We start from the raw sequence: 21,474 nt of genomic DNA on the forward strand, positions 1-21,474 counted from the left end.
CCCTTTATAAATTTATGGTTTTAAACTTTTCACGTAGTTTGGATAGATCTGATGTTTGACTACCACCCTTATTGGATTGTTTCGATTGTCTATCATGATTTAAGGGTTTCGCATGTTCTGAAGGTTTCGTTTCAGACAGGTCCTTTTTTTGTTCTGGAACCTGGGACTCCATTTGTTTTTTGTATCTTTGATGTGTAGCTAATGAATTACGGACCTTTTTATTGTTGCTCGCTTTTTCTTCATAGTATTTATTTAAAGCCTCAATTGGATCAGCGTTATTAGCATAGTGCAAAAGTTTATTTCTCTGTAGCGCGTTAATTTGTTTTCGCATTTGCAATGTGTGAGGAGTAATACCCCATCTACCCGTAGCGGTAATGTACCCCAGTTCTCCTCCATCTTTGAGGAACGCTTTTAAATACCGAATGTCATTTGTGTTGACTAGTAAATAAATTTCTTCCCCGATGAGATCAAATGTATTAGAAAGTAGTTCATTTCTATATTCAACTCCTTCAAATGTGATGTACGGTCTTTTCCCCTTTTTAATATTTCCACGAACAGTTCGAATAGCAGGTACACCAAAAAATTCAACATCTTTTCTTAGCTCTTCAGGCAACCATCTTGGCTCCATACCTCTATGCACCACCCTTTGTTCCATGACTTCAAGTGGACTCAGATATCCCAAACTACTGTGTGGCTCATGATTGTAATTTGCGATCAGGACAGCTGTGATCTGTTCAAGCTCTTCCACATCCATCTCATACTTGATTGCCAACTTTTCTGGTTGAGTTCGACGGGGATCAGATGGATGACTCCCAGTTGTATTCACAAAACGATGATAGCCATTTTCTTCTAAAAGCCCGAAGAATCTCTCCACAAATGGCCGTCGCTCCGGCATGTTTACGGGACCAGGATTCATAGCACAACCGACGACGTTAGCTAGTCTGTTTGTCACAATCTTTGCTAGATTGGCCTTTCCATTGTCATAGCAGAACTCACTCCAAAGCGCCCATTGTGTTTGAGGAACGGCTTCAAAATGAAAACCGCCTTTTGCAGGATATTTCAATCCTGGAATGGTGAGCTTTTTAGGTGATGTTGGAACAATTGCATTACGAATGCAAGCTAAGACGTCACTTGCTGAATACTGTGATTGAAGACAGATATGGTAACCAATAACGACTCGAGTGGCAACGTCTATAATAACGAGTAGCCATATCCTTTCTAACACATCAACACACTCGTCCCCGAATTGATTTCTAAATTTGATCGTGAGAATAAGGTCAATTTGATGTCCGTCAAACTCAACTCGTTGGAAGGGTTTTAGGATATGATCTGCATTTTTATGACCAATACCAGTGTGCCGAATATGTCGGGCAGCTTCGTCACCGTATCGATTAGCAGCTTGATTTGGAAGATTTAGCTCCAGTTTTTTTAAGTACCGATAAAGCGATCGTCTCCCTAAGTCCCTTGTACTAAAGGGATAGTCTTGCATGGATAAACCTAAGGATCTACAAGCATTTAGGAATGTTGAGTGAATATGTTTGGGTTTTTTCACAGGATCAGTGGCTCTTCCTTGTTTAGTTGTCAAAAATTGATCGTGTATAAGATCCTTAATATGCTTGTGTTTGTTTAAGAAATGGTTGAAGATACCTGTGAGTTTTTCTGATTTTGGGGATAGATTGGTACGAGTATAAGACTTTAGATTTTTTTGGGGGATCAAGGCACGATAGCCCCAAAGCAAACCGTTTGAATCTTCCGATAAACAACGTTTTACAAAGCTTATAAGACGATTCTTTGGAACCCCTGTCTCGCGCATTATCTGATCTAAAGTAAAGTGAGGAGACATATACATTTCAATAGCTCGTTTTCGAGACAAAAAAGTTTCCCTGTCACTAGCAGATAGGGTATCGAGTAAGACTCCTGGCCATGCGGACAAATCCAAGTCTGAAGGTTCAATAGATAGCCCCTCAAGTATTTTCCTGTGTGCCATGAATCCAGACCTCCGTATCTAATCCCAAAAGCGCTTTGTGAATATTCGAGTACAGAACCCCAAAATAGATCATATTGGCTATTGTTTCATTTAGGCGGGAGGGAAAAAAGTGTGGAAGTTCTGTGCGAAGTTGTCTAATTGACTTTCGGTGTTTACCTACTGCTTTCAATATTTGGTACTGATCAATTTCATTAGGAGTTAATTGATTTTTTATATTTGGAATTAACATTCTTAAGTTATCAAGAAGTATTTGATTTGAACGAATATCTTTCTCTGTTTTGATTTCATAGTTAAAATCGTTTTGTTCGCACCATTTTCTTTGAATAGTAGTTTGCCTAATAGCCCGCTCGGATCTTTTGTTTCGCGGATCTAATTCTTGTGTATATTTAATTTCAACAAAACTCTGGCTCCCGTCTACTCTTTCAATCCACATATCTAAAATACTACTTACCTTATTACCGTTGTACAAACCGTCAATTTTAATGGGTTGTTCACAGAATCGCTTAACTGTTTGGTCAGCTTCTACTAGTAGCCAATGTTCATACTCAAGGTCACTGAAGAAATGAACCATTCGTTGGAGTTTGGGGCTAAAAACATGCCAATAGTTACTGCCATACCTAGTACTTCGTTTCGTAATTACCGGTTGTTCGTACATAAGTCACCTCCACCTCAAGCTGATGACCTTATTTTTTCTGAAAATGTTAAAAATTATACCTTTTTGTAGAAATTCTACCTATTTTTATCTTATCCTCCCAAACGATAACAGAATTTCGTTCCGCACCTTCGGTATACATGTTTGTGTCACAATTTGTGCTGGTATACTTGTTTGTGTCACAAAAAAATGACACAAACAAGTATACTACATGATGCTAAAAACTTGATTTAACTTCGTTTTCAGCTACACTTTTGGTATACATGTTTGTGTCACTAGACAGATGAGCTACATTATCAGGAATCTGGTTGGTAAAGGTTCCTAATAATCATCAGTTGCGTCCGGATAAGTTTCGGAGCCGTTCCAATAAGTTTCGTGGATGGTCCATAAAAATCGGTTGCGTCCTTATAATCGATTTATTAGGAGGAAAATTAAGTTTGCAGGTGAAACAAGCGATGGATGAATTCTTGTTTTATATGGAGGTTGAACGCAATGTATCAGTGAATACGATACGTAGCTATGCGTACGATTTACATGTTTTTGAGGCTTTTCTAACGAGGGTCCATGGCACATCGGCACTGGAACAAATTCGTAATTCGACGGTTCGGAGGTTCATTCAAGACCAGGTCATTGAGCACCAGACACATCCGCGCACGCTGCAAAGACGTATTTCCTGCTTAAAATCCTTCAGTCGTTTTTGTGCAAAGGAAAACTGGATATCGAACGATTTTATGGTTGGTATTCATGCACCGAAAACAGACAAAAAAGTACCGGTTTACATGAAGTTAATCGAATTACAGATGCTATTTCGGTTTTTAGAGAATGATCAGCGTAAGTTATCGTTACGGAATCATTTGATGTTTAAGCTGTTGGCGACAACTGGGATGCGTCGCCAAGAATTAGTTGATTTGTCTTGGGGGCAGATTGATTTGGAATGGAATTCCATACGGATTCATGGGAAAGGTAATAAAGAACGTATACTCCCGCTGCATCCGATGGTGATTCCATTGATCAAGCAATACCAGGAACACTTGGAAACGTTTCAATTGCATACTTCCGAGCCAGTTTTTACGAATTACATGGGTCAACGGATAGATCCTCGCGGCTTACATCGGATCTTTAAGGAAGTCCTTCAAAATGCGGGCTTACCCCCTCACCGGTTTACACTGCACCATTTGCGACATACCTTCGCGACTCTGCTCTTGCGTTCCAATGACGGGCCTTCAAAGGTAGATATTCGTACGTTGCAGGAGCTTCTTGGCCGTGAAAGTTTAGCGACAACGTCTATTTATACTCATGTCGACCTAGAACAAAAGAAACTAGCAATTGAGACCTTAAAATTCGAAAGTTAGTTAATCGTATAAAACCTCCTCTCTAGTAATTATCATAGTTCAGAGAGGAGGTTTTATAAAATGCCGTTTCAGTTCATGAAATAGCAATTTTATGAACTGATATTCAAACACATTATATTTTGTGTATACTTTCATTTTATCTGTGCTTCAATGTTCGGTAAGATATCTCTCCCTCACACCATTATATTCGGTAGTGATTAGAATAATTATTAACCGTTATTTGCCATTCTTTGAACATCCCTCTCCCCCTCAGACTAAATGGCTCCTGATTAGCGACGAAGATTATTCAATAATACCTTTTCCATTTCTATAGAGTAGAAAACGATTGATATCTTCCTCAACTATACGTAGAGAACCTCTCCAGAAATCCATTGACTCGACATCTATGTCTAACTTCTTTGCCAATGTTCTAATACTCATTTGTCCACTCACAGAAAGAAACTGATCATACAATTTGACAAACGCAGATTTATTCTCAATGTATTTCTCATAAAGCACTTTTGAAAACAATAAGCCAAAGGTATACGGAAAATTATAAAAATTATTATCAGCATAATAGTATTGAGCTTTACATACCCACATATATGGATGTAGAAAATCAGGATCCAGGCTAGTGCCGTATGAGTCGATTTGGCTTTTCTTCATCATGTTTTTCAGATCAATCGGGGATAAAACTTTGTTTCTTCTTCTCTTAAACAGTTCACTTTCAAATAAGAAACGACTATGCACATCAACTATTGCTTTGCTTGATTGGGAAACATCATTTTCAAGAATAATGTATTTTTCCCTTCCCTCTCGTTTCTGGAGCTCTGCCTGTTTTACGATTATTTCACTGAAAATTGAAGCTGTTTCTGCGATCGGTAATGGAGGTTTACTATTTACATAACTTTGATTTCTAAGGCATTCATTATGATAACCATGGCCTAACTCATGCGCGAGAGTTACTACATCACTTAAACTCCCAGTGAAATTACACAATATCCTACTTTCTCTCACACTGTAGAGGTTAACGCAAAGAGCCCCTCCCCGCTTTCCTTTCCGCGGCTCAGCATCAATCCATGACTCTTGAAATGCCTTTTTAGCAAAGCACCCCATGGAATCACTAAAAGCTCCGAAATTTTCTATAATTAGATCTTTTGCTTGCTCAAAAGTGAAGGTTAGCGAGCCGGTATCCAAGGGAGCGAATAGTTCAAAAAAAGGCAAACCATTCTTTGCGTCTAATAATTCTGCTTTTCTCCTATAAAAGGCATGAAATGAGGGTAACCTCTCTTGAATGGCATTAATCATCGTATCTAAAGCCGCTTCGCTCATTTTCTGATCCAATAATGTTTTTTTAAGAGGAGATGAGTAGCCTCTCATCTCAGATAAAGTAATCACTTCTCCTTTAATTCCGTTTAAACAAGCGGCGCAAGCATTTTCTATTTCTGAATAAGCCTTCATTTCGGCTTCATAAGCATTTTTTCTTACTGTAAAATTTTTATCATAGGCCATATTCCTTGCCATCGATAAAGGGATTAACTTTTGTTCATCATTTATTGTCACATTTACCATAAGGTTAGAGGTTAATTCGTTGTGCATTCTCGTCCATATGTTTGAACCCATATTTTCCATTTCAGCAATGAATTCTTCGCTTTTCTCAGTTAATACATATTCATTCTTTTCTACTAATTCCGTTAGATAAAACTTATGCTCTTTTAGGAATTCAGATGACTGAATCAGTTCATTTAGATTTCCCAAAGTACTGATCCACTTTTGGAAAGCTACAAGTGGCTTCACACTTCGAGCTTTCATTCGCTGTAAATCAGCAATTGCTTCCAACGACTTTTGGTTTTCATTGTCTTCGTAGAAAGTCAAATCAGCGAATTGGTATAACCGATCAAACCGATCGTAAAAACTATTTAACCTATTAAGATAAGTCTCTATTTTGTTACTTGCATCAAAATCACTGTTCGAATTTGTTTCTATCCACTTTTCTATGGCATTCAGATCTTCCTTACATTTTTTCATGTCATCACAGAATTCGTATGCATCAAAAGAGGTATATAAAACATCCAGCTTCCACCTCATGATTACAATCTTCCCCCCTTATGAATGTCTTTTTTGTCTTGCCAACTCCTCAATCAGGTATCCAAGCAACGCACTTCTTACGGGAATGTCCTGAATCAGTACATGCTCGTGCACTGCGTGAGCTCCATCTCCAACAGGACCAAGTCCATCAAGCGTAGGCGCTAGAGGAGCTGTAAAATTCCCATCACTAGCCCCTCCAGTCTCAACTTCGACCAAGTCAATTCCCAATTTTTCCTTCCCAATATTCCTGGCCAGTTCAAACATGTTGCCAACTTCCTTCGTGCGTTCCAGTGGCGGACGATTTATTCCACCTTCTATCTCTATCCTAGTTCCTTCAATCGCAGGAACGATATTTTCAATTAGGGGAATAATCCGATCAAATTCAGCTTGTGTCCTCACTCGTACATCCACTTCCGCTTCTGCTTCCGCAGCTACTACATTCCCGCGCGTTCCTCCATTCACAGTTCCAACATTTACCGTTGTACCAATTGTGTAATCAGTCAGTTTATGAAGGTATAGGGTTTGATGGGCTAATTCTTCGATGGCGCTTTTCCCTTTTTGATGATCAATTCCTGAATGTGCAGCTTGCCCTGTTACTTTTAGTTTGTACATGCCAACTCCTTTACGGGCCGTTTTTAAAGCACCGTAATCGTACATGGGGGGCTCAAGGACGAGGACGTAATCACTTTTCTTAGCTTCTTCCTCAATGATTTGCCGAGAGGATGGACTTCCTATTTCTTCATCTGAAGTAATTAAAAAAACAACTTGACAATTTGGATTTATTTGAAGGTGCCGTAATGTGTGTAACGCATATATTCCTTGAACGATTCCGCCCTTCATATCGAAAATTCCCGGTCCATAGGCTTTATTACCTTCAATACGAAAAGGGTTTGTTAGCAAATCGCCGCTTTGCCATACAGTGTCTCGATGTGCGAGTAAAAGAATCTGATGATCTCCCTGTCCCCATCTTCCACGAAGGTGGTTCCCATACGTTTGATTAGGAATAATCTCCATCGTTCCACCAGTGAAAGAAAGAAAAATCTCCGTTATCTTTTTACCTAATAAATCATTCATTTCTTTTTCGAGAGAAGGCGATTCTATTTCTACCAAGGTTTGTAACATTTTTAGCATCTCATTTTGCTGACTCTTCAAATATTCCAATAAGTCCCCCATGTTTTCTCCTTTCATCAATCACTTTCATTCTTACAAATATAGGATGGTAAGCTTATCGACACGTAGTAATTCTGGTTGGTTTGTATCTGATTACCTGTTAACAAAATAGTCGTAAGCGGTTTTTGCTACTCTCGCGATCATATGTGCTGCTTCCAGTTGTGAGCTGTTATTTTCAGAGAAAGCCGAAACAATGACGGTACCTTTTTCTTCCGGTAAATAAATGATGCCAATATCATTATGAACACCACCGACTGAACCCGATTTACAAGCCACTGTGGTTCCGGCAGGCAATAAATTTGGAATCCGGTCGCGGAAATGCTGTCTTTTCATAATGTCAATCATCTGCTCGCAAGCTTTCTTTGAAATCAACTCTTTTCTGGCTATTTTCTCCAACAAAAATGCCATATCAGCTGGGGTTGACACATTATTCTCTATACTCTTGGTAAACACGATGCTTCTTTTATCATGCTTTGCCTGGAATAGACGCAGCGACACTTCTTCATACTGCTCGTTGCTATGCAATTCAGGGTCTAGGTTTACAACCAAGCTTAATAACTGCCAGCATGTCAGATTCACATGGGTATCCTGTAATCCGATACTCTTCATATATTGGTCAGTACGGTTCACACCTACCAGCTCAAGTATTTTGTCTGTTCCGACGTTATCGCTAACAATAATCATCAGAGTTGCCAAATCCTTCAGCGAAACCTCAGATCCAGGATCGAATTCTTTTAATATCCCCGAGCCTGGGACTCTATCGGTCAATGAAAGACGGACTCTCGTATTTAAATCGATTGCCCTTGCTTCCACTTCACGAAATAAAGTCGCCAGAATCGGTACTTTATAACAGCTTGCCATCTGAAAGAGATGCCCTTCATTAATCTTCACCTCTTCATCTGTCTCCAAATGTTTGATGACAATCCCGAATGTTGCGGTTGCTTGTCCAACTAGTTCTTCGATTTTTTTTTGCAAGTCCATGTTTAACTCATCCCCTCCCTTATTCAAGTGTAATTCCCGGATCTATCATTATTAAATGAGATCCACTTCTTTGTTATGGGTGGAAAACCTCTGAATAGAGCGAATTTTTCTCGATTTTTTCATGGTTAGGCTCGTATCCAATTCCCGGTTTATTGAGCAATGTAATAACTCCATTGTGAGGCGTTACTTCCGGGTCTATAATGTCTTCCTCCCAATAGTTTTTTGATCCAGCAGTATCACCAGGGAAGATAAAATTGTCCAAAGTAGTAATGGCAATGTTATGCGCTCGTCCAATTCCCGACTCCATCATACCGCCACACCAGACTGGAACATTCTGTTGCTTGCAAAGGTCGTGAATTCTCTTTGCTTCAGTCAATCCTCCAACACGTCCGATTTTGATGTTGATGATCTTGCAACTTCCCAACTCAATCGCTTTTCTGGCATCTTCTACAGAATGGATACTTTCGTCGAGACAAATAGGTGTTTTTAGTCTTTTTTGAAGAGCAGAATGATCGATGATATCATCATGTGCGAGTGGTTGCTCAATCATCGTCAAGTCAAATTGATCTAATTCTTGCAGTAGGTCGCTATGTGCCAGTGTATAAGCGGAGTTTGCATCTGCCATTAGCTGAATATTGGGAAATTTATTTCGAATAGCCTCCATTACTGCAATATCCCATCCAGGTTTTATCTTCACTTTTATCCTCTTGTAGCCCAAATCTAGGTTTTTGTGAATGACATCCAAAAGTTTAGGAATGGAAGCTTCGATCCCGAGACTTACCCCCACCTCTACTTCCTTCTTCGTCCCTCCAAGGGCTTGTGCCAAACTGACTCCTTTGTGCTTGGCAAACAAGTCCCAAACAGCCCCTTCCAATGCGGATTTTGCCATGTTATTCCGCCGTACCTTTTGGAAAATGGTGGACACATCGGATGGGTCTTCTAGGTGTTTGCCTATCAGCATGGGAATGAGGTGTTCTTTAAGCATTTGCCAGTTTCCTTTTACTGTTTCTTCACTGTACCAAGGAAGGACCATCGCCACCGATTCCCCCCACCCTATTACTCCATTCTCGTCCATTATTTTGACTAAAATAAATTCCTTATCTGTTACCGTTCCAAAGCTTGCCGTAAAAGGTTGTTTCAATTGCAGTTTCATGTAGTGTAAGATAACTCTCTTTATTTGCATCACTAATAGCCCCTTACATCCAGAAATTTATTCTTCCATTATCGTTCTGTAAATCTCGAAATTGTGTTCATATTCCAATATTCTTTGCCTAACTTGCTCTGAATCAATCACAGACATACCAGCAACAATTGCATGAAGTAACACAAAAAGTGGCGGAGTAACATCGAGTGTAGAGGAATCCGTACTTGGAACTTGCAGCACGATATCAGCGTTTTGGCTGACTGGTGCTAGAACATCATCGGTAATAGCAACTATATATGCTCCCTTGTTTTTAGCTATCCTTACAATATCCAGTGTTTCTTTGCTATATCTTTTGAATGAAAAGGCGATCAATACCCATTGTTTATCCATTCCTGATGATAATTGGATAATATCATCCGTATTCTGGTTATACACCTGGGCATCTTCACAGAGCATACGTAAGCTGAATGCCAGCCAATGTGCCGGTGCATATGATGACCGCAAGCCTACTGTAAGGACCTTTTTTGATTTGCTAATGCTTTGCAATACTTTCTCAAATGCTGTTTCTGAAATAGTTCCAAGCATCCCCTCGATTCGGGCCAAACTTTCTTTTACCACTTCGCTAAAAAAATGCTCATCATTTTTAAAACGTTTGGCGGTTTCCTGATGATGCGTAAGCGTATTCTTTTCATTTCGTAGCTGCTCGGCAAACACTTCTTTTTGTAATTGACTGAAACCGCTATACTCCAATGCGTAGCAGAACCGTATAATAGTTGTCTCGCTAACACCGATCTGTTCCCCTACACTCGATGCAGTATTATTAATAAACAGTTCTGGGTTTTCCAGAAGATGTTCTGCCACCTTTTTTTGTTGCTTAGTTAACTGAGCATAGTGTGTTCGAATTTTTTCTCGTATCGTAATCATTATTCGTCTAAATCCCCTCCAGGAAGTGTTGATTCTTTTTTTATTCTGTTTTGAAGTTACACTTCTTTTTGCTATTCTAAATAAAGCAGGATAAAAGATCAAGTGTTTTTCTTCCATTTTTATAGACGCTCATATTAGCCTCTTCATAGAATAACCAATCTTTTCTTCTTTAACTTACTTACTCATTCCAGAAATAAAGAGTCCTGGTATCTTCTCATGCAATTTAGACAGGTAACTAGAATCAGATTGAACGATCGAACTCTTTAAAACACAAAAAGGTGCTTCTGTCATCCAAGCACCTTTTCCAATTTACATTTAGTTAGAATGAGGGAGGTGTAACTGCGAATATAACTACTACGTTCTGATCAAACGTATTTTTCCACTTATGTTTCATGTACGGCGGTATTCTTACACTATCCCCCTTACTCAAAATATGAACTTCGTCATTTAGATACAGCTTTACTTCCCCTTCTAGAATAAAAGCTGCTTCCTCTCCTAAGTGTTCCATCAATGCTTCAGAAGATTGAGTTCCGGGTGTCAATTTCATTAAAGCATACTCGATTGCCCCGTTTAAATCAGGGGATAAAAGCTCATATGAAAGATGTTCAGATTCTGGAAGAATCATTTTCTTTCGATGATTAGATCGAACAATTAAATTTTTTGTGTTTTCCTGCTCCAGAAAGAAGTTAAAAACCGGAATCTCTAATACTTTAGCGATTAACTTTAGTGTATGAATAGAAGGGTTTGCTATCCCTCGTTCAATTTGGCTTAGTAACGAAGGTGTCACTACTACCAGATTTGCTAGTTGACGAATGTTTAATCCCTTCTTTTTCCTGTATTCTTGTATTTTTTGCCCTACATGAATGTCATTCATAATAAATACGCTGCTCCTCGAGTTGAATTTCAGTTGCAAACAAAATAAATTATATTGACTTTTATTAAATACATTTTAACATAAAAAGAATCATGTAATACCTTTATATTTTGAAGCGTATCCAGGAACCATTCAAAGAAGAGAGGAAGTTACCGATGCCAATGAATCAGACAGTAGCAGGGAAATCGATTTTGCAATGGCAACTAGAATACCCGATATTACAAGATGTAGTATCATTAAAAGAAGTGCTTTGGACAAATGCTAAGTATAAGTCATTAAGTATGGATACTCTTACCATTGATGAAAAAGATGTGCGTGATGCCGAGGAAAGATGGAAACGATTTGCACCTTATCTTGCTAAGGTATTTGAAGAAACCCAAAGCATGAACGGCATCATCGAATCTCCTTTGGTACCTATTCCCCATATGCATCGCTATCTTGAAAAAAAGTATCAGCAGGCACTTCCTGGGAAACTATGGTTAAAATGCGATAGCCACCTCCCTATTTCTGGATCGATTAAAGCGAGAGGTGGGATCTATGAGGTTCTCAAGCATGCAGAGGATCTTTTGTTTAAGCATAACCTGTTAACAACTCAGGATGATTACTCCATTTTAGATACGAAGAAGTTCAAAGATTTTTTTTCGCAATATTCGATCGCTGTAGGCTCTACCGGTAACCTGGGTCTGAGTATTGGAGTAATGAGTGCAAAAATGGGTTTTAAAGTGACTGTTCATATGTCAGAAGACGCAAAACAATGGAAAAAGGACTTGCTCAGAGAAAAAGGCGTTACTGTAATTGAGCATCGTTCAGACTATAGCAAAGCAGTTGAGGAAGGAAGAAAACAAGCAGAAACAGATCCAGATTGCTACTTTATTGATGACGAAAATTCAAAGCACTTATTTTTAGGGTACGCTGTAGCAGCTATTCGTTTAAAAAATCAATTAGATGCAGCAGGCGTTATTGTCGATGAAGACCATCCTTTATTTGTATATCTTCCGTGCGGTGTAGGTGGTGGTCCGGGAGGCGTTACTTTTGGTTTAAAATTGATTTACCGGGAACATGTGCACTGCTTCTTTGCTGAACCAACCCACTCTCCATGCATGCTGCTTGGATTGTTAACAGAATTACATGATCAAGTATCTGTTCAGGATTTTGGGATAGATAACAAGACTGACGCAGACGGTCTTGCAGTAGGGAGGCCTTCTCGATTTGTAGGTAAAGTAATCGAGAGCTTATTGAGTGGAATTTTTACAATTGATGATGAAGAATTATATATTTTACTACATGCTCTAAGTAACAGCGAAAATATTGACCTTGAACCCTCTGCATTAGCTGGAATGCTAGGAACGGTCAAACTGCATCATACAAGAGTCGGTAAGGAGTATTTATCTGCAAATACATTAGAAGAAAGGTCGGAAAACGGTACACATATTGTTTGGGCAACTGGCGGAAGCTTGGTTCCAAGAGAAATAATGGAAGGCTACTATAACAAAGGCTTACATTTATCAACACTGAAAGATTCGCTTACGGAATACGATAGTTGAATAAAAGAAAAAGCGGCCAAAGACTGTGAACAACATAGTCTGAACCGCTTTTTGTTGTTACGCCCACCATAACTGGCCGGAAAATAAAGTCTAAGACGGCCGGTGTTTAGCTGTCACTATCTTACTCTCAACCCCTTTAGCATCCTTGCCCTTAGCTAATCGCATATATCATCCCATGCTGGAGCATTCTTCCACCAGTCAATCAGAATCATTCTTCCACCAGTCAATCAGAATAATTCGTGCCTGTTATTAGGTGCAACTTTATTGCATTGGGCCATTAGGCTCCAGGTCCCTAAAGAAATCATTTTGCACTTGAAACTTACGTAACGTAATGAATTATGATATTGATACCGATAAAAACCTAGCACAAAAAAAATGAGAGGGAGTTGAAGAGAATGACGAAACAAACACGAATTGGTAAAACGGAGTTAGTTGTCAATCCAATCGGACTTGGAGCAAGCGCTGTAGGTGGGCACAATATTTGTCCGAATGTAAATGAAGAAGTAGGCAAAGATTTGGTGCGGGCTGCGTTCAACCATGGCGCGAATTTTTTTGATACAGCGTTTTTTTATGGAACAGGACGTTCAGAGGAGCTAGTAGGCGAAGTGATAAAAGAAGCAGGAAAGCGTCATGAACTCATCCTTGCGACAAAAGGCGGCCTTACACCTGTCGGCAATGATGTTGTTATGGATAATTCGCCTGACCATTTAAAACAAGCCGTTGAAGATAGTTTGAAAAGGCTACAAACAGATTACATAGATTTATTTTATATTCATGCTCCAGACCAGGATACACCAAAGGATGAAGCGATTGGAGTCTTAAAACAGCTAAAGGACGAAGGGAAAATTAGAGCAATTGGCGTTTCTAATTTCTCACTGGAACAATTAAAAGAAGCAAATAAGGATGGATATGTCGATGTATTACAGGGAAACTACAATTTGCTGCAGCGTGAAGCGGAACACGAATTCTTTCCATATACGACAGATAATAATATCTCGTTTATTCCATACTTTCCACTAGCATCAGGCTTGCTGGCCGGTAAATACAATAAGGATATGACATTCAATGATCTACGCAAAAATATGCCTCACTTTCAGGGTGATAAATTCCAAAAAAATCTAGAAAAGGTAGAGCAACTCCGTAAAATGGCAAATGTAAAAAATGCCGAAGTTGCTCATGTAGCCCTTGCTTGGTACTTAACACAGGATTCAATTGATGTGGTCATTCCCGGAGCAAAAAGTGCAGAGCAAGTGCTGGATAATTTAAAAACAGTAGATGTCTACCTGACAGAAGAAGAAATCAACGAAATTGATCGTATTTTTAAATAGGTTCTTTGTGACGAACCTTCGTTCTTGAAAACCTACTATTTCATCGGAAACATCCGCGAATGAACGGTACAAATTGCCTTCCGTCAGAAGAGACATGTTGCTGTGATTGAACGGATGGATCAGTGACTGAGTAAAATTAGGAGTCACTTTGCTTGAAGCAGGGCTACAGCTTAGGTAAAATACGGTTCAGATTCGTAAATCTTAACAAAACGTCCGTTAGAAGCAAAACAACGAAACCAAAGATCATAGCTGTATAATCCGTCAGTTCATGTAAACCCAAGAGCAGCACGCTCCAGCCAAAGAGTACCCATTGAATGATATAGATCCCAGTGACATGACTGCTCCAGAAATATATTGTATTTAACAGCTTCTGAAATCCGGCTTTATTTAACTTAGTAACAAAATAATCAGCTAGAACCATCCATAAAAAGATAAAACTCATCATCAGCAAATGAATAGCCAGTCCACTTCGGTTGTAATCACCTATTGGAAATAGCGGAAACATTGCAGCACCGGCTATCCCTAAAATCTGACTTCCCATTACATATTTTTTCTTGATCTGCTCCTCCAATTTTTGCGTTTGAAGGTGTTTACTTACATACCTAAAAGGAAGTACACCTCCCATGGAAATATTGGGAATTGATTATTGGCCCCAGCCCCCCAAAGCGGGTCGAAAATATACAAATCGCTTTTCACTCCCCACAAGTAGGGTGAGATCAGCAGTATGCCCACGATGAATGCTGGCAGAATGAATGCATGCTCTGCAATCTTTTTAAAAGCGGAGAAAAAGATCAGCGACAATCCTGCTAATTGAAAAATATCTACCATGAACAATAGTGGCACTGCTTCCCCAGTATTACCGGCCAATGAAAAAGGAATGGTAAATCGAAGTAGATTTAAAACATAACCAAAAGCGAATATTTTACAACCACGTATCATATTTTCTGCTACGCTTTTCTTGGAGCGTACTGCGAAACCCCCCATAATAAATATGAATACAGGCGCAGCAGGTGCGGTACCTAATAAAACAAACAGATTGCCCAACAGAGTGTCGCCTCCGCCTGATGTTCTTTCATGCATGATCATACTATGCTGCATAATCATAAAAAACACAGCCAACCCTCTGGCAAAATCCAGATAAAAAATGCGTTTTGATTCTCCTTGAGCCAGATTTTTCTCCATAATATCCACCTCCGCAGGATATGTATTCATTTTGACATGTTGCTTTGACTGTTTAATAGAAGTCTAAACTTTAGGTCAGACCTAATGTCAATAAAGATTAAAGTGGAGCCCTCCTCATTTGGAAGCTCCACCTTATCCTTATAGTGTACAACCCTATTACCCTAAATTGGAAAAAGGCAGCCGTTAAAGCTGCCTCAGATAAAACTCATTTGATGATTGGTGGCTGTATTCCATGTAACCAGTCTAAAAAAATGGGCTTAATGAGGGTTTAGGTTACTTGGCATATCCTTTTTATGTATGAATTGAAGTCGTGTACTAGCAAAGCCATTCTTTCCGGAATATATTCCAAACAACTTTATTTGACTGATTTTAAGATTCGTTACCTCTAAAACTTCCCGTCTAACAGTCTCTTCGAATGTTTCCCCAATTTCTAGTAGGCCACCAGGAAGACCCCAAATATCTCTTTTTTGTTGTAGTAGAATTCGTCCAGAGTCGTCTTCGATTATTGACCAAGGTAATTCGTTCTGCTCCCTTCCCCAAAAAATTGTTCGATTAGATGTGGGAGCCTAATCCAGTGCGGTACAAATCGGATGGCTCTTACATCAGTAGGCAACTCCCCAAACTAGCAGTTACCTGCTAACGGGGCGTGCATGAACAAAAAAACCAGCCAAATTTTATTTGAGCTGGTTTCGATTTGTTACTACTTAATTAAGCCTTTGGAACGAGCTTCAGTGAGATACGATGGGAACTCTGCAAGAGAACGTTTGAACAACTCTTCGTCTGAGATCTGATTAAGATCGGTGCAAGTAAAGAAGTTTGCGTTGTCGATAAATCGTCCCGGAAGGTTATCGAGCTTACTCAAGAATTGGAATCTCTCATTTCCGATTCCAACGAATTGCCAAAAGATGCCCAATTTAGATGCTTCCCGAATGACTAATTCCGTTTCACTCTTATCGCCATTATCCCCATCTGTAAGAAAGTAAACGTAAACTGGTTCACTATCTTGGTAACGCGCTTTATACGCATTCTGGTCAATTGAAAACTTTTGCGATCCACCAAATAGCTTCCCGAAGAATCCTCCACTGGTAGCGGAACCCTCAAAAGCTTGTGGGTAATACTTTTTAGCGATACGTTTCATTACTCCCGCGTAATTTGTGTAACCCTCAAGTTGATATTTCCTCACAATGTGATCATTTACGTAGTTGAAGAAATCCCTTTCAGAGAGTTCTCCTACTTCGTAATCATTATTGCCAAACAGAAAGATGTCAATCGAGCGATTATCATCAAACTTCACACCAAGGGCAAGCAAACGCTCAACTGTACGTTGAACTACACCATTTCGGTATAGAGCACTCATCGAACCAGAAATATCAATAGCGAGTGCTACCCGCGCTGTTTGACCATTCAAACCGACTTTAGAAACTGCTTCATCAGCTTTTTTCTTCAGACTAATAAAGTTCTCTTCTGCTTTCTTTTTCAAATCAATAGACACTAAGAACACTCCCTTTAATTATGTCGAGGCATGGCCTCTCATTACGAATATCTAGTTGCTCGATAGAAAGCTGTGGTTCGACCAAACAAAGCGTGCCATAAATCGCAAAAATCATTATGACAATAGCGTTTTCTTTTTTTTGTTCTTCATGCCATACACACTTTTAGTTGGTCTATAAAAATATGTAGAATCTATTAAACAAATAATACCATAAAGTGCTAAAATTAAGAATACATAGGGAACCCACTAGAATGCGTCAAATCGCATACCCAACTCATGGTTCTTCCCCTATTGATGGCTCTCTTATTTGAGAATTTTTTGTCTAAAGACGAAAAAGACATCTTTACATATTTTTTTGTCATGTTATATATGGTTTACAAGGTTTCCGATAAATCAGTATGAAAGAGAGGATAAATAATGAAAAAAAGAATTAGATACAGAAAAAGATATGCATTTCTTGGTGCTGTAGCGGGATACTTCATAGCTTTACTTGCATCCCCAATACTTCCGACTTTTATCATGTTAGCCATACCGTTGCTAACAGTAGCTATAGGGGTTGTCTTTGCTGAAAAGAAAGAGCAGCAATTTAGTGGATTAACGGTACCAGAACCGGTCCAGAGAATTCCTTCTAATGAAGCTGAAAGTGAACAAACGAAAAGGGAACCGGAATCTATCTACTCATCAGAAATACGAGAGTATCTACAAATTATTAAGGAAATTGTGATTAACGAAAATGAAAAGCGCAACCTCGATGATGAAATATCCGAAAAGACAACAAGCCTTTGTTCGAAGATCGATACTCTCCTCCCCTACATAGAAACGCTCGGTAGTGCGCAAACGAAGCATGATATTAAAATGATCGTCATGAAAGACTTGAATAGTGTCATCAACCCCTTCTTGAGGCTGAGTGTTGAAAACAAGCTGAAAAATAGGCGGAAATTATTAGACGGTCTCCGTGACATCAACCTAAAGCTGAAAGTGATCTCTACATCCATTGAACAACACGACATCTATGAGTTGGAGAGAAAGCTTGATCTTATTACCGAAAAATATAATGCGAAAGAAATTTACTAATCACTTTTAAGGAGCGTGTTATAGCAATGACGACACAGACTATCCAATTAGTTAAACAAGAAGACATCATCAAGATCCAATCTGAAGCAGAAAATGTGGTGCGCCAGCTGCAAACGGATAATCAAAGCCAGATGGATTCAATTTTTGAGCAGCTGGGTAATTTGGGCGAAAGCACCCAACGAAATGCCGCTGAATCTCTCGAAATTCTAAAACGACCTGTGAAAGATCTGATGGAAGGGAAAAACAATGATATTCCCAATACACTCTTAAAGCTTCGTTCTTGCACAGAGGAATTGAATCCTAACAAAATCTTCCAAAGCGGTGGGATCAGCAATCTTTTCAACAGAATCTTAGGGAAAAACCCAATTTCCACCTATATTCGAAAATATGAATCCGTTAGCACACAAATTGATAACATCATTGCCTCCTTGCTTACTGGCAGTGACAAGTTAAAAGAAGATGTCATTAACTTGAAATACATTAAGAAAAAATCCGGTGAAAATATTTATGAATTGGAGAAACGGATTTACTTTGGTAACAAGTTGCTTGAGATGCTTGAAGTTGAAAGCAATAAGCCTGAAAATCAACTTCGCAAACCCGAATTTGAAAAAGCAATGGTCAAAGTCGTAACAAGAGTAAAAAATATGAGTCAAATGATCAACATTTTACAACAATCCATCGCTTCTGTTGATGTTATTGCGGACAATAACGAAAAGTTGGATGAAGCGGTCTTTAACGCGATTACGATGACGCAAAACGTTGTCACAGTGTCCGCTGCCATTCAGTTGGCCCTGAATAATCAGAAGAAGGTAATCGAAGCCGTACAAAATACCAATCAAGCGATTGAGGATATGCTGGTAGCCAATGCTCAAAGCTTAAAACAGAATACACAAGAAATCACCTCGATGCTGGAGCAACCAAGTATCGCAATCAATAAACTGCAGCAGGCATTTAATGATGTGTATAGTGCAATCCAAATTACCGAAGATTCAAATCGGAGAATTATCGATTCTAGCAAAAACTTCATCCAAGAGATGGATAAGCTCAATGTAGACATGAGAGCAAAACTCGGTATGGCAGATCCAAATCAACTTTCTGCACCAGCCAATCAGCAAACCTCACTTCTACAGTAAATAACAAAAGAGGAAACCAAGTGATCTTTCCTTGGTTTCCTCTTGTCTTTTCTTAGCGACCTATCGCTCCCCGGGAGATGACGCCTTCAAGGAGCTCTCCGACACCTGATGAAGCTTTTTCACTGAACATTATTCTACAAAAAAGTTTTCACTGCCCATTAGTTCCGTGTAAACTTTTTTCGTGTATTGTACAATCGCTGGCGGTGCCGTCTTAACCGATCCCGCATCAAAAGGGGGCTTCGGATCGTACTCAAGCGTCAACTGCGTTGCCTGTGCTATCTCTACTCCAAACTCCCAAGCTACAACTTGGAGCGCCATGTCAATGCCGGAAGACACGCCCGCTGCAGTGACAATCTTCCCATGGTGCACGACCCGCTCCTCCTGCGGAATCGCACCCAGAGCGCGAAGAGATTCGCATACAAACCAGTGGCTCGTTGCCGGTACTCCTTCCAGCAGACCTGCAGCACCGAAAACCATTGAGCCTGAACAAACCGAAGTCGTCCATTTCGATGTCTTATGTAACTGGCGAATCCAGTTCAGCGTCTCTTCGTCATTCATTAGCTCCTTACAACCTATACCGCCAGGAACGATTAAAACATCCGCAGAATGGACTTCCGCATAACAGTATTCTGCATGCAGGTAGCCCATCTTTGAATCGAGTTGAATCAATCCTTTTTCTTTCGCGACAAATTTGATTTTGCATTTCATACTTCCAGCGAACGCTTCATAAGGACCAATTGCATCTAATGCTGTCACACCGTTATACAACAAAATTGCGACTTCCATAGTGTCATTCTCCTTTTGTTCTGGTTCTAAGTTGTAGGTAAATTAGTTGCAATCTCATAAACGGTTTTACCCTCCAAAATCGTACACAGGACTTTTGTGTTTCGAATGTCGGTTGGCGGTATCGATAACGGGTTTCGGTCGAGAACAATCATGTCGGCTGATTTCCCGACCTGGATTGACCCGGTTATGTTATCCAGATACATCGACCGTGCGCCATTGATCGTAAACAGTTCGATAGCTTGAACGACGTCGAGGGCCTCGCTGGCATTAACTGTCCCTGGATAAACGATATACGGGTTTTGACGGGTAACCATCGCTTCGAGGCTCGGCCACGGATTAAACGACGGTACGACAGGCCAGTCCGTTCCATAGACAGCCAAAGCGCCAGTATCTACCACACTACGAATCGGATACTTGCCATCTGCGCGCTCGGGCCCAATCACCACTTTATCCTGGGTATGAAAATCGGAAGGGAACCACATCATCGGTGAAAATTCTGCTACGGCATCTAGTGCGCAGAAACGATGAATGTCTTCAGGATGAATAAAGGTCGTATGGGCAATCTCATGCTTCAATCCAGAGAACCCGTTTACCGCTCGAGCAGCCTCAATGGCATCCAGTCCGACCCGGATCGCTGCGTCTCCAACGGCGTGCATTTTGACTGTGATACCCATGCTGTCTAAATAAGCGAGATCCTTTTTAAGCTGTTCGGCATCAACTAAAATGTTGTCGTTGGCATCTTCGTCTCCGAGATACGGCTGCATAAAGGCCGCAGTCTTGAATGCAGGGACTCCATCTATAAACATTTTCGCAAAATCCGTGAAAATGTGGGAAGAAGCGTACTTCTTGCGGTCTTCGATCAACGCATACTGCTCTTCCATGCTGATCTCTAATGGCACCTTGTACATAAGGTTGGTAACTACCCGCAAATGAAGTCCGTTTTCATCATCCAGCCGCTTATAGGTCTTCAAGATTTCCCGATCCGTCATCGGTTCTTTAATGCCCGTAATCCCATGGGAATTGAGCTGGTTCACGATCCACTTCACTGCTTCAAAATGTTCTTGCTCACCGCCTTTGGGAAAATGTTTGGCGACAAGCTGTATCGCAGGCAGCTCGATCAAGACTCCTGTTGGCTCTCCACTTTCATCGCGATGGATGTGACCGCCCTCTGGGTCAAAGGTATGGGCGTCGATTCCTGCAATCTCTAATGCCTTACTATTCACCCAAGCATTATGATGGGAGAAGTCATATAAAATGATAGGACGTGAAGAATCAATACCGTCTAACTGGCTTTTGTTTATGTACGGCATTATCTCGGGCTGCCAGTCCACCCCTACAATCCATGGCTTGCTCGGATTATTTTTGGCATATTGTCGGACGCACTCCAAGATGTCTGTTACAGTCATATGAGATTCGCGAGGAAGGTGGCATTCATTTAACGTGGAATAAGACCCCAAATACGCATGTATGTGCATATCATGCAAGCCAGGTAAGACCGTCTTTCCGTTCAAATCAACTACTTCGGTTGTTTGAGAGATCAGCGACTTGATTTCGTCGTTACTCCCCACTGCAACGAACTTTCCCTCTTTCACCGCTACTGCCTCAACGTAGCGATAGCGCGGAACTACACAATAAATCTGTCCATTCAAATAAACCGTATCCGGTGCCACCAAATGAACAACCCCTTCGCAAGAAAGTAGAATCGCAGACAATCAGATAGCTAGCCACCCTCCTTCCCTATCCATACGGGTGCTTGCTTGAGCTTTATTATGACAAAAGCAGAA

The 21,474-nt window shown here is 40.1% G+C and carries 19 protein-coding genes; 5 read left to right on the top strand and 14 right to left on the bottom strand.

What is annotated here, in order from left to right; translation table 11 throughout:
- Nucleotides 1-4: 4 nt before the first annotated feature.
- Complete coding sequence (locus tag E8L90_RS08315; RefSeq protein WP_137028854.1) at nt 5-1,987, bottom strand: transposase family protein; 1,983 nt, start codon at nt 1,985-1,987, stop codon at nt 5-7.
- Nucleotides 1,965-2,642, bottom strand: a complete 678-nt coding sequence (locus E8L90_RS08320) for a TnsA endonuclease N-terminal domain-containing protein (RefSeq protein ID WP_137028855.1) — start codon at nt 2,640-2,642, stop codon at nt 1,965-1,967. Before E8L90_RS08320 ends, E8L90_RS08315 begins: the two co-directional genes overlap by 23 nt.
- Nucleotides 2,643-3,082: 440 nt before the next feature.
- On the opposite strand from E8L90_RS08320, the gene E8L90_RS08325 reads away from it, so the two are divergent.
- On the top strand, nt 3,083-3,991 hold the full coding sequence (locus tag E8L90_RS08325) for a tyrosine-type recombinase/integrase (protein WP_279633707.1): 909 nt from the start codon (nt 3,083-3,085) through the stop codon (nt 3,989-3,991).
- A gap of 282 nt (nt 3,992-4,273) precedes the next feature.
- Here E8L90_RS08325 and E8L90_RS08330 read toward each other — a convergent pair whose 3' ends face one another.
- The 6 genes from E8L90_RS08330 to E8L90_RS08355 all read right to left on the bottom strand — a co-directional run bounded on the left by E8L90_RS08330 (nt 4,274) and on the right by E8L90_RS08355 (nt 11,151).
- Complete coding sequence (locus E8L90_RS08330; protein ID WP_137028859.1) at nt 4,274-6,058, bottom strand: M3 family oligoendopeptidase; 1,785 nt, start codon at nt 6,056-6,058, stop codon at nt 4,274-4,276.
- An 18-nt stretch (nt 6,059-6,076) separates the two neighbouring features.
- A complete protein-coding gene (locus tag E8L90_RS08335) occupies nt 6,077-7,231 on the bottom strand; it encodes a M20 family metallopeptidase (protein WP_137028860.1) in 1,155 nt (384 codons plus the stop codon).
- Nucleotides 7,232-7,321: 90 nt separating this feature from the next.
- On the bottom strand, nt 7,322-8,209 hold the full coding sequence (locus E8L90_RS08340; RefSeq protein ID WP_137028862.1) for a serine hydrolase: 888 nt from the start codon (nt 8,207-8,209) through the stop codon (nt 7,322-7,324).
- Between the two features lie 73 nt (nt 8,210-8,282).
- Nucleotides 8,283-9,392: an o-succinylbenzoate synthase gene (gene menC, locus E8L90_RS08345; RefSeq protein ID WP_137028863.1), complete on the bottom strand. Its 1,110-nt coding sequence runs from the start codon at nt 9,390-9,392 to the stop codon at nt 8,283-8,285.
- A gap of 27 nt (nt 9,393-9,419) precedes the next feature.
- Nucleotides 9,420-10,277: a MurR/RpiR family transcriptional regulator gene (locus tag E8L90_RS08350; protein WP_162309067.1), complete on the bottom strand. Its 858-nt coding sequence runs from the start codon at nt 10,275-10,277 to the stop codon at nt 9,420-9,422.
- Between the two features lie 319 nt (nt 10,278-10,596).
- The gene (locus E8L90_RS08355) at nt 10,597-11,151 is read right to left on the bottom strand and encodes a cupin domain-containing protein (protein WP_137028867.1); all 555 of its coding nucleotides are present in this window, start codon (nt 11,149-11,151) and stop codon (nt 10,597-10,599) included.
- A gap of 155 nt (nt 11,152-11,306) precedes the next feature.
- Between E8L90_RS08355 and E8L90_RS08360 the strand changes: the two genes are divergently transcribed.
- Both E8L90_RS08360 and E8L90_RS08365 read left to right on the top strand, forming a co-directional pair.
- Complete coding sequence (locus tag E8L90_RS08360) at nt 11,307-12,695, top strand: D-serine ammonia-lyase (protein ID WP_137028869.1); 1,389 nt, start codon at nt 11,307-11,309, stop codon at nt 12,693-12,695.
- A gap of 395 nt (nt 12,696-13,090) precedes the next feature.
- On the top strand, nt 13,091-14,023 hold the full coding sequence (locus E8L90_RS08365; RefSeq protein WP_137028870.1) for an aldo/keto reductase: 933 nt from the start codon (nt 13,091-13,093) through the stop codon (nt 14,021-14,023).
- Between the two features lie 163 nt (nt 14,024-14,186).
- Here the strand turns inward: E8L90_RS08365 and E8L90_RS08370 are convergent, their stop codons facing one another.
- The 4 genes from E8L90_RS08370 to E8L90_RS08385 form a co-directional block, all read right to left on the bottom strand.
- Entirely contained in the window at nt 14,187-14,564 is a 378-nt protein-coding gene (locus E8L90_RS08370; protein WP_162309068.1) for a hypothetical protein, read from the bottom strand.
- A 53-nt stretch (nt 14,565-14,617) separates the two neighbouring features.
- Nucleotides 14,618-15,205, bottom strand: coding sequence for a heparan-alpha-glucosaminide N-acetyltransferase domain-containing protein (locus E8L90_RS08375; RefSeq protein WP_162309069.1), 588 nt, complete (start codon nt 15,203-15,205; stop codon nt 14,618-14,620).
- A gap of 257 nt (nt 15,206-15,462) precedes the next feature.
- On the bottom strand, nt 15,463-15,750 hold the full coding sequence (locus E8L90_RS08380; protein WP_137033337.1) for an NUDIX domain-containing protein: 288 nt from the start codon (nt 15,748-15,750) through the stop codon (nt 15,463-15,465).
- 155 nt (nt 15,751-15,905) lie between these two features.
- Nucleotides 15,906-16,697, bottom strand: a complete 792-nt coding sequence (locus E8L90_RS08385; protein WP_137028876.1) for a VWA domain-containing protein — start codon at nt 16,695-16,697, stop codon at nt 15,906-15,908.
- Nucleotides 16,698-17,114: 417 nt separating this feature from the next.
- Between E8L90_RS08385 and E8L90_RS08390 the strand changes: the two genes are divergently transcribed.
- Nucleotides 17,115-17,771 carry a UPF0016 family protein gene (locus E8L90_RS08390; RefSeq protein ID WP_137028878.1) on the top strand — a complete coding sequence of 219 codons (657 nt, stop codon included), beginning with the start codon at nt 17,115-17,117 and terminating at the stop codon, nt 17,769-17,771.
- A gap of 26 nt (nt 17,772-17,797) precedes the next feature.
- Entirely contained in the window at nt 17,798-18,904 is a 1,107-nt protein-coding gene (locus tag E8L90_RS08395; RefSeq protein ID WP_137028880.1) for a toxic anion resistance protein, read from the top strand.
- A gap of 129 nt (nt 18,905-19,033) precedes the next feature.
- Here E8L90_RS08395 and E8L90_RS08400 read toward each other — a convergent pair whose 3' ends face one another.
- Together E8L90_RS08400 and E8L90_RS08405 are read right to left on the bottom strand one after the other, a co-directional pair.
- A complete protein-coding gene (locus E8L90_RS08400; protein ID WP_137028882.1) occupies nt 19,034-19,690 on the bottom strand; it encodes a DJ-1/PfpI family protein in 657 nt (218 codons plus the stop codon).
- Between the two features lie 26 nt (nt 19,691-19,716).
- Nucleotides 19,717-21,402 (bottom strand): amidohydrolase, encoded by a 1,686-nt coding sequence (locus tag E8L90_RS08405; RefSeq protein ID WP_137028884.1) that lies wholly within the window; start codon nt 21,400-21,402, stop codon nt 19,717-19,719.
- Between the last annotated feature and the right edge of the window lie 72 nt (nt 21,403-21,474).

Source organism: Brevibacillus antibioticus, assembly GCF_005217615.1.
Lineage (GTDB): Bacteria > Bacillota > Bacilli > Brevibacillales > Brevibacillaceae > Brevibacillus > Brevibacillus antibioticus.

Excerpts from the sequence above, each read along its gene's own strand:
- E8L90_RS08315 (WP_137028854.1), bottom strand. The coding sequence starts at position 1,987 with ATGGCACACAGGAAAATACTTGAGGGGCTATCTATTGAACCTTCAGAC.
- E8L90_RS08320 (WP_137028855.1), bottom strand. The coding sequence starts at position 2,642 with ATGTACGAACAACCGGTAATTACGAAACGAAGTACTAGGTATGGCAGT.
- E8L90_RS08330 (WP_137028859.1), bottom strand. The coding sequence starts at position 6,058 with ATGAGGTGGAAGCTGGATGTTTTATATACCTCTTTTGATGCATACGAA.
- E8L90_RS08335 (WP_137028860.1), bottom strand. The coding sequence starts at position 7,231 with ATGGGGGACTTATTGGAATATTTGAAGAGTCAGCAAAATGAGATGCTA.
- E8L90_RS08340 (WP_137028862.1), bottom strand. The coding sequence starts at position 8,209 with ATGGACTTGCAAAAAAAAATCGAAGAACTAGTTGGACAAGCAACCGCA.
- menC (WP_137028863.1), bottom strand. The coding sequence starts at position 9,392 with ATGCAAATAAAGAGAGTTATCTTACACTACATGAAACTGCAATTGAAA.
- E8L90_RS08350 (WP_162309067.1), bottom strand. The coding sequence starts at position 10,277 with ATGATTACGATACGAGAAAAAATTCGAACACACTATGCTCAGTTAACT.
- E8L90_RS08355 (WP_137028867.1), bottom strand. The coding sequence starts at position 11,151 with ATGAATGACATTCATGTAGGGCAAAAAATACAAGAATACAGGAAAAAG.
- E8L90_RS08360 (WP_137028869.1), top strand. The coding sequence starts at position 11,307 with ATGCCAATGAATCAGACAGTAGCAGGGAAATCGATTTTGCAATGGCAA.
- E8L90_RS08365 (WP_137028870.1), top strand. The coding sequence starts at position 13,091 with ATGACGAAACAAACACGAATTGGTAAAACGGAGTTAGTTGTCAATCCA.
- E8L90_RS08370 (WP_162309068.1), bottom strand. The coding sequence starts at position 14,564 with ATGGGAAGTCAGATTTTAGGGATAGCCGGTGCTGCAATGTTTCCGCTA.
- E8L90_RS08375 (WP_162309069.1), bottom strand. The coding sequence starts at position 15,205 with ATGGAGAAAAATCTGGCTCAAGGAGAATCAAAACGCATTTTTTATCTG.
- E8L90_RS08390 (WP_137028878.1), top strand. The coding sequence starts at position 17,115 with ATGAAAAAAAGAATTAGATACAGAAAAAGATATGCATTTCTTGGTGCT.
- E8L90_RS08395 (WP_137028880.1), top strand. The coding sequence starts at position 17,798 with ATGACGACACAGACTATCCAATTAGTTAAACAAGAAGACATCATCAAG.
- E8L90_RS08400 (WP_137028882.1), bottom strand. The coding sequence starts at position 19,690 with ATGGAAGTCGCAATTTTGTTGTATAACGGTGTGACAGCATTAGATGCA.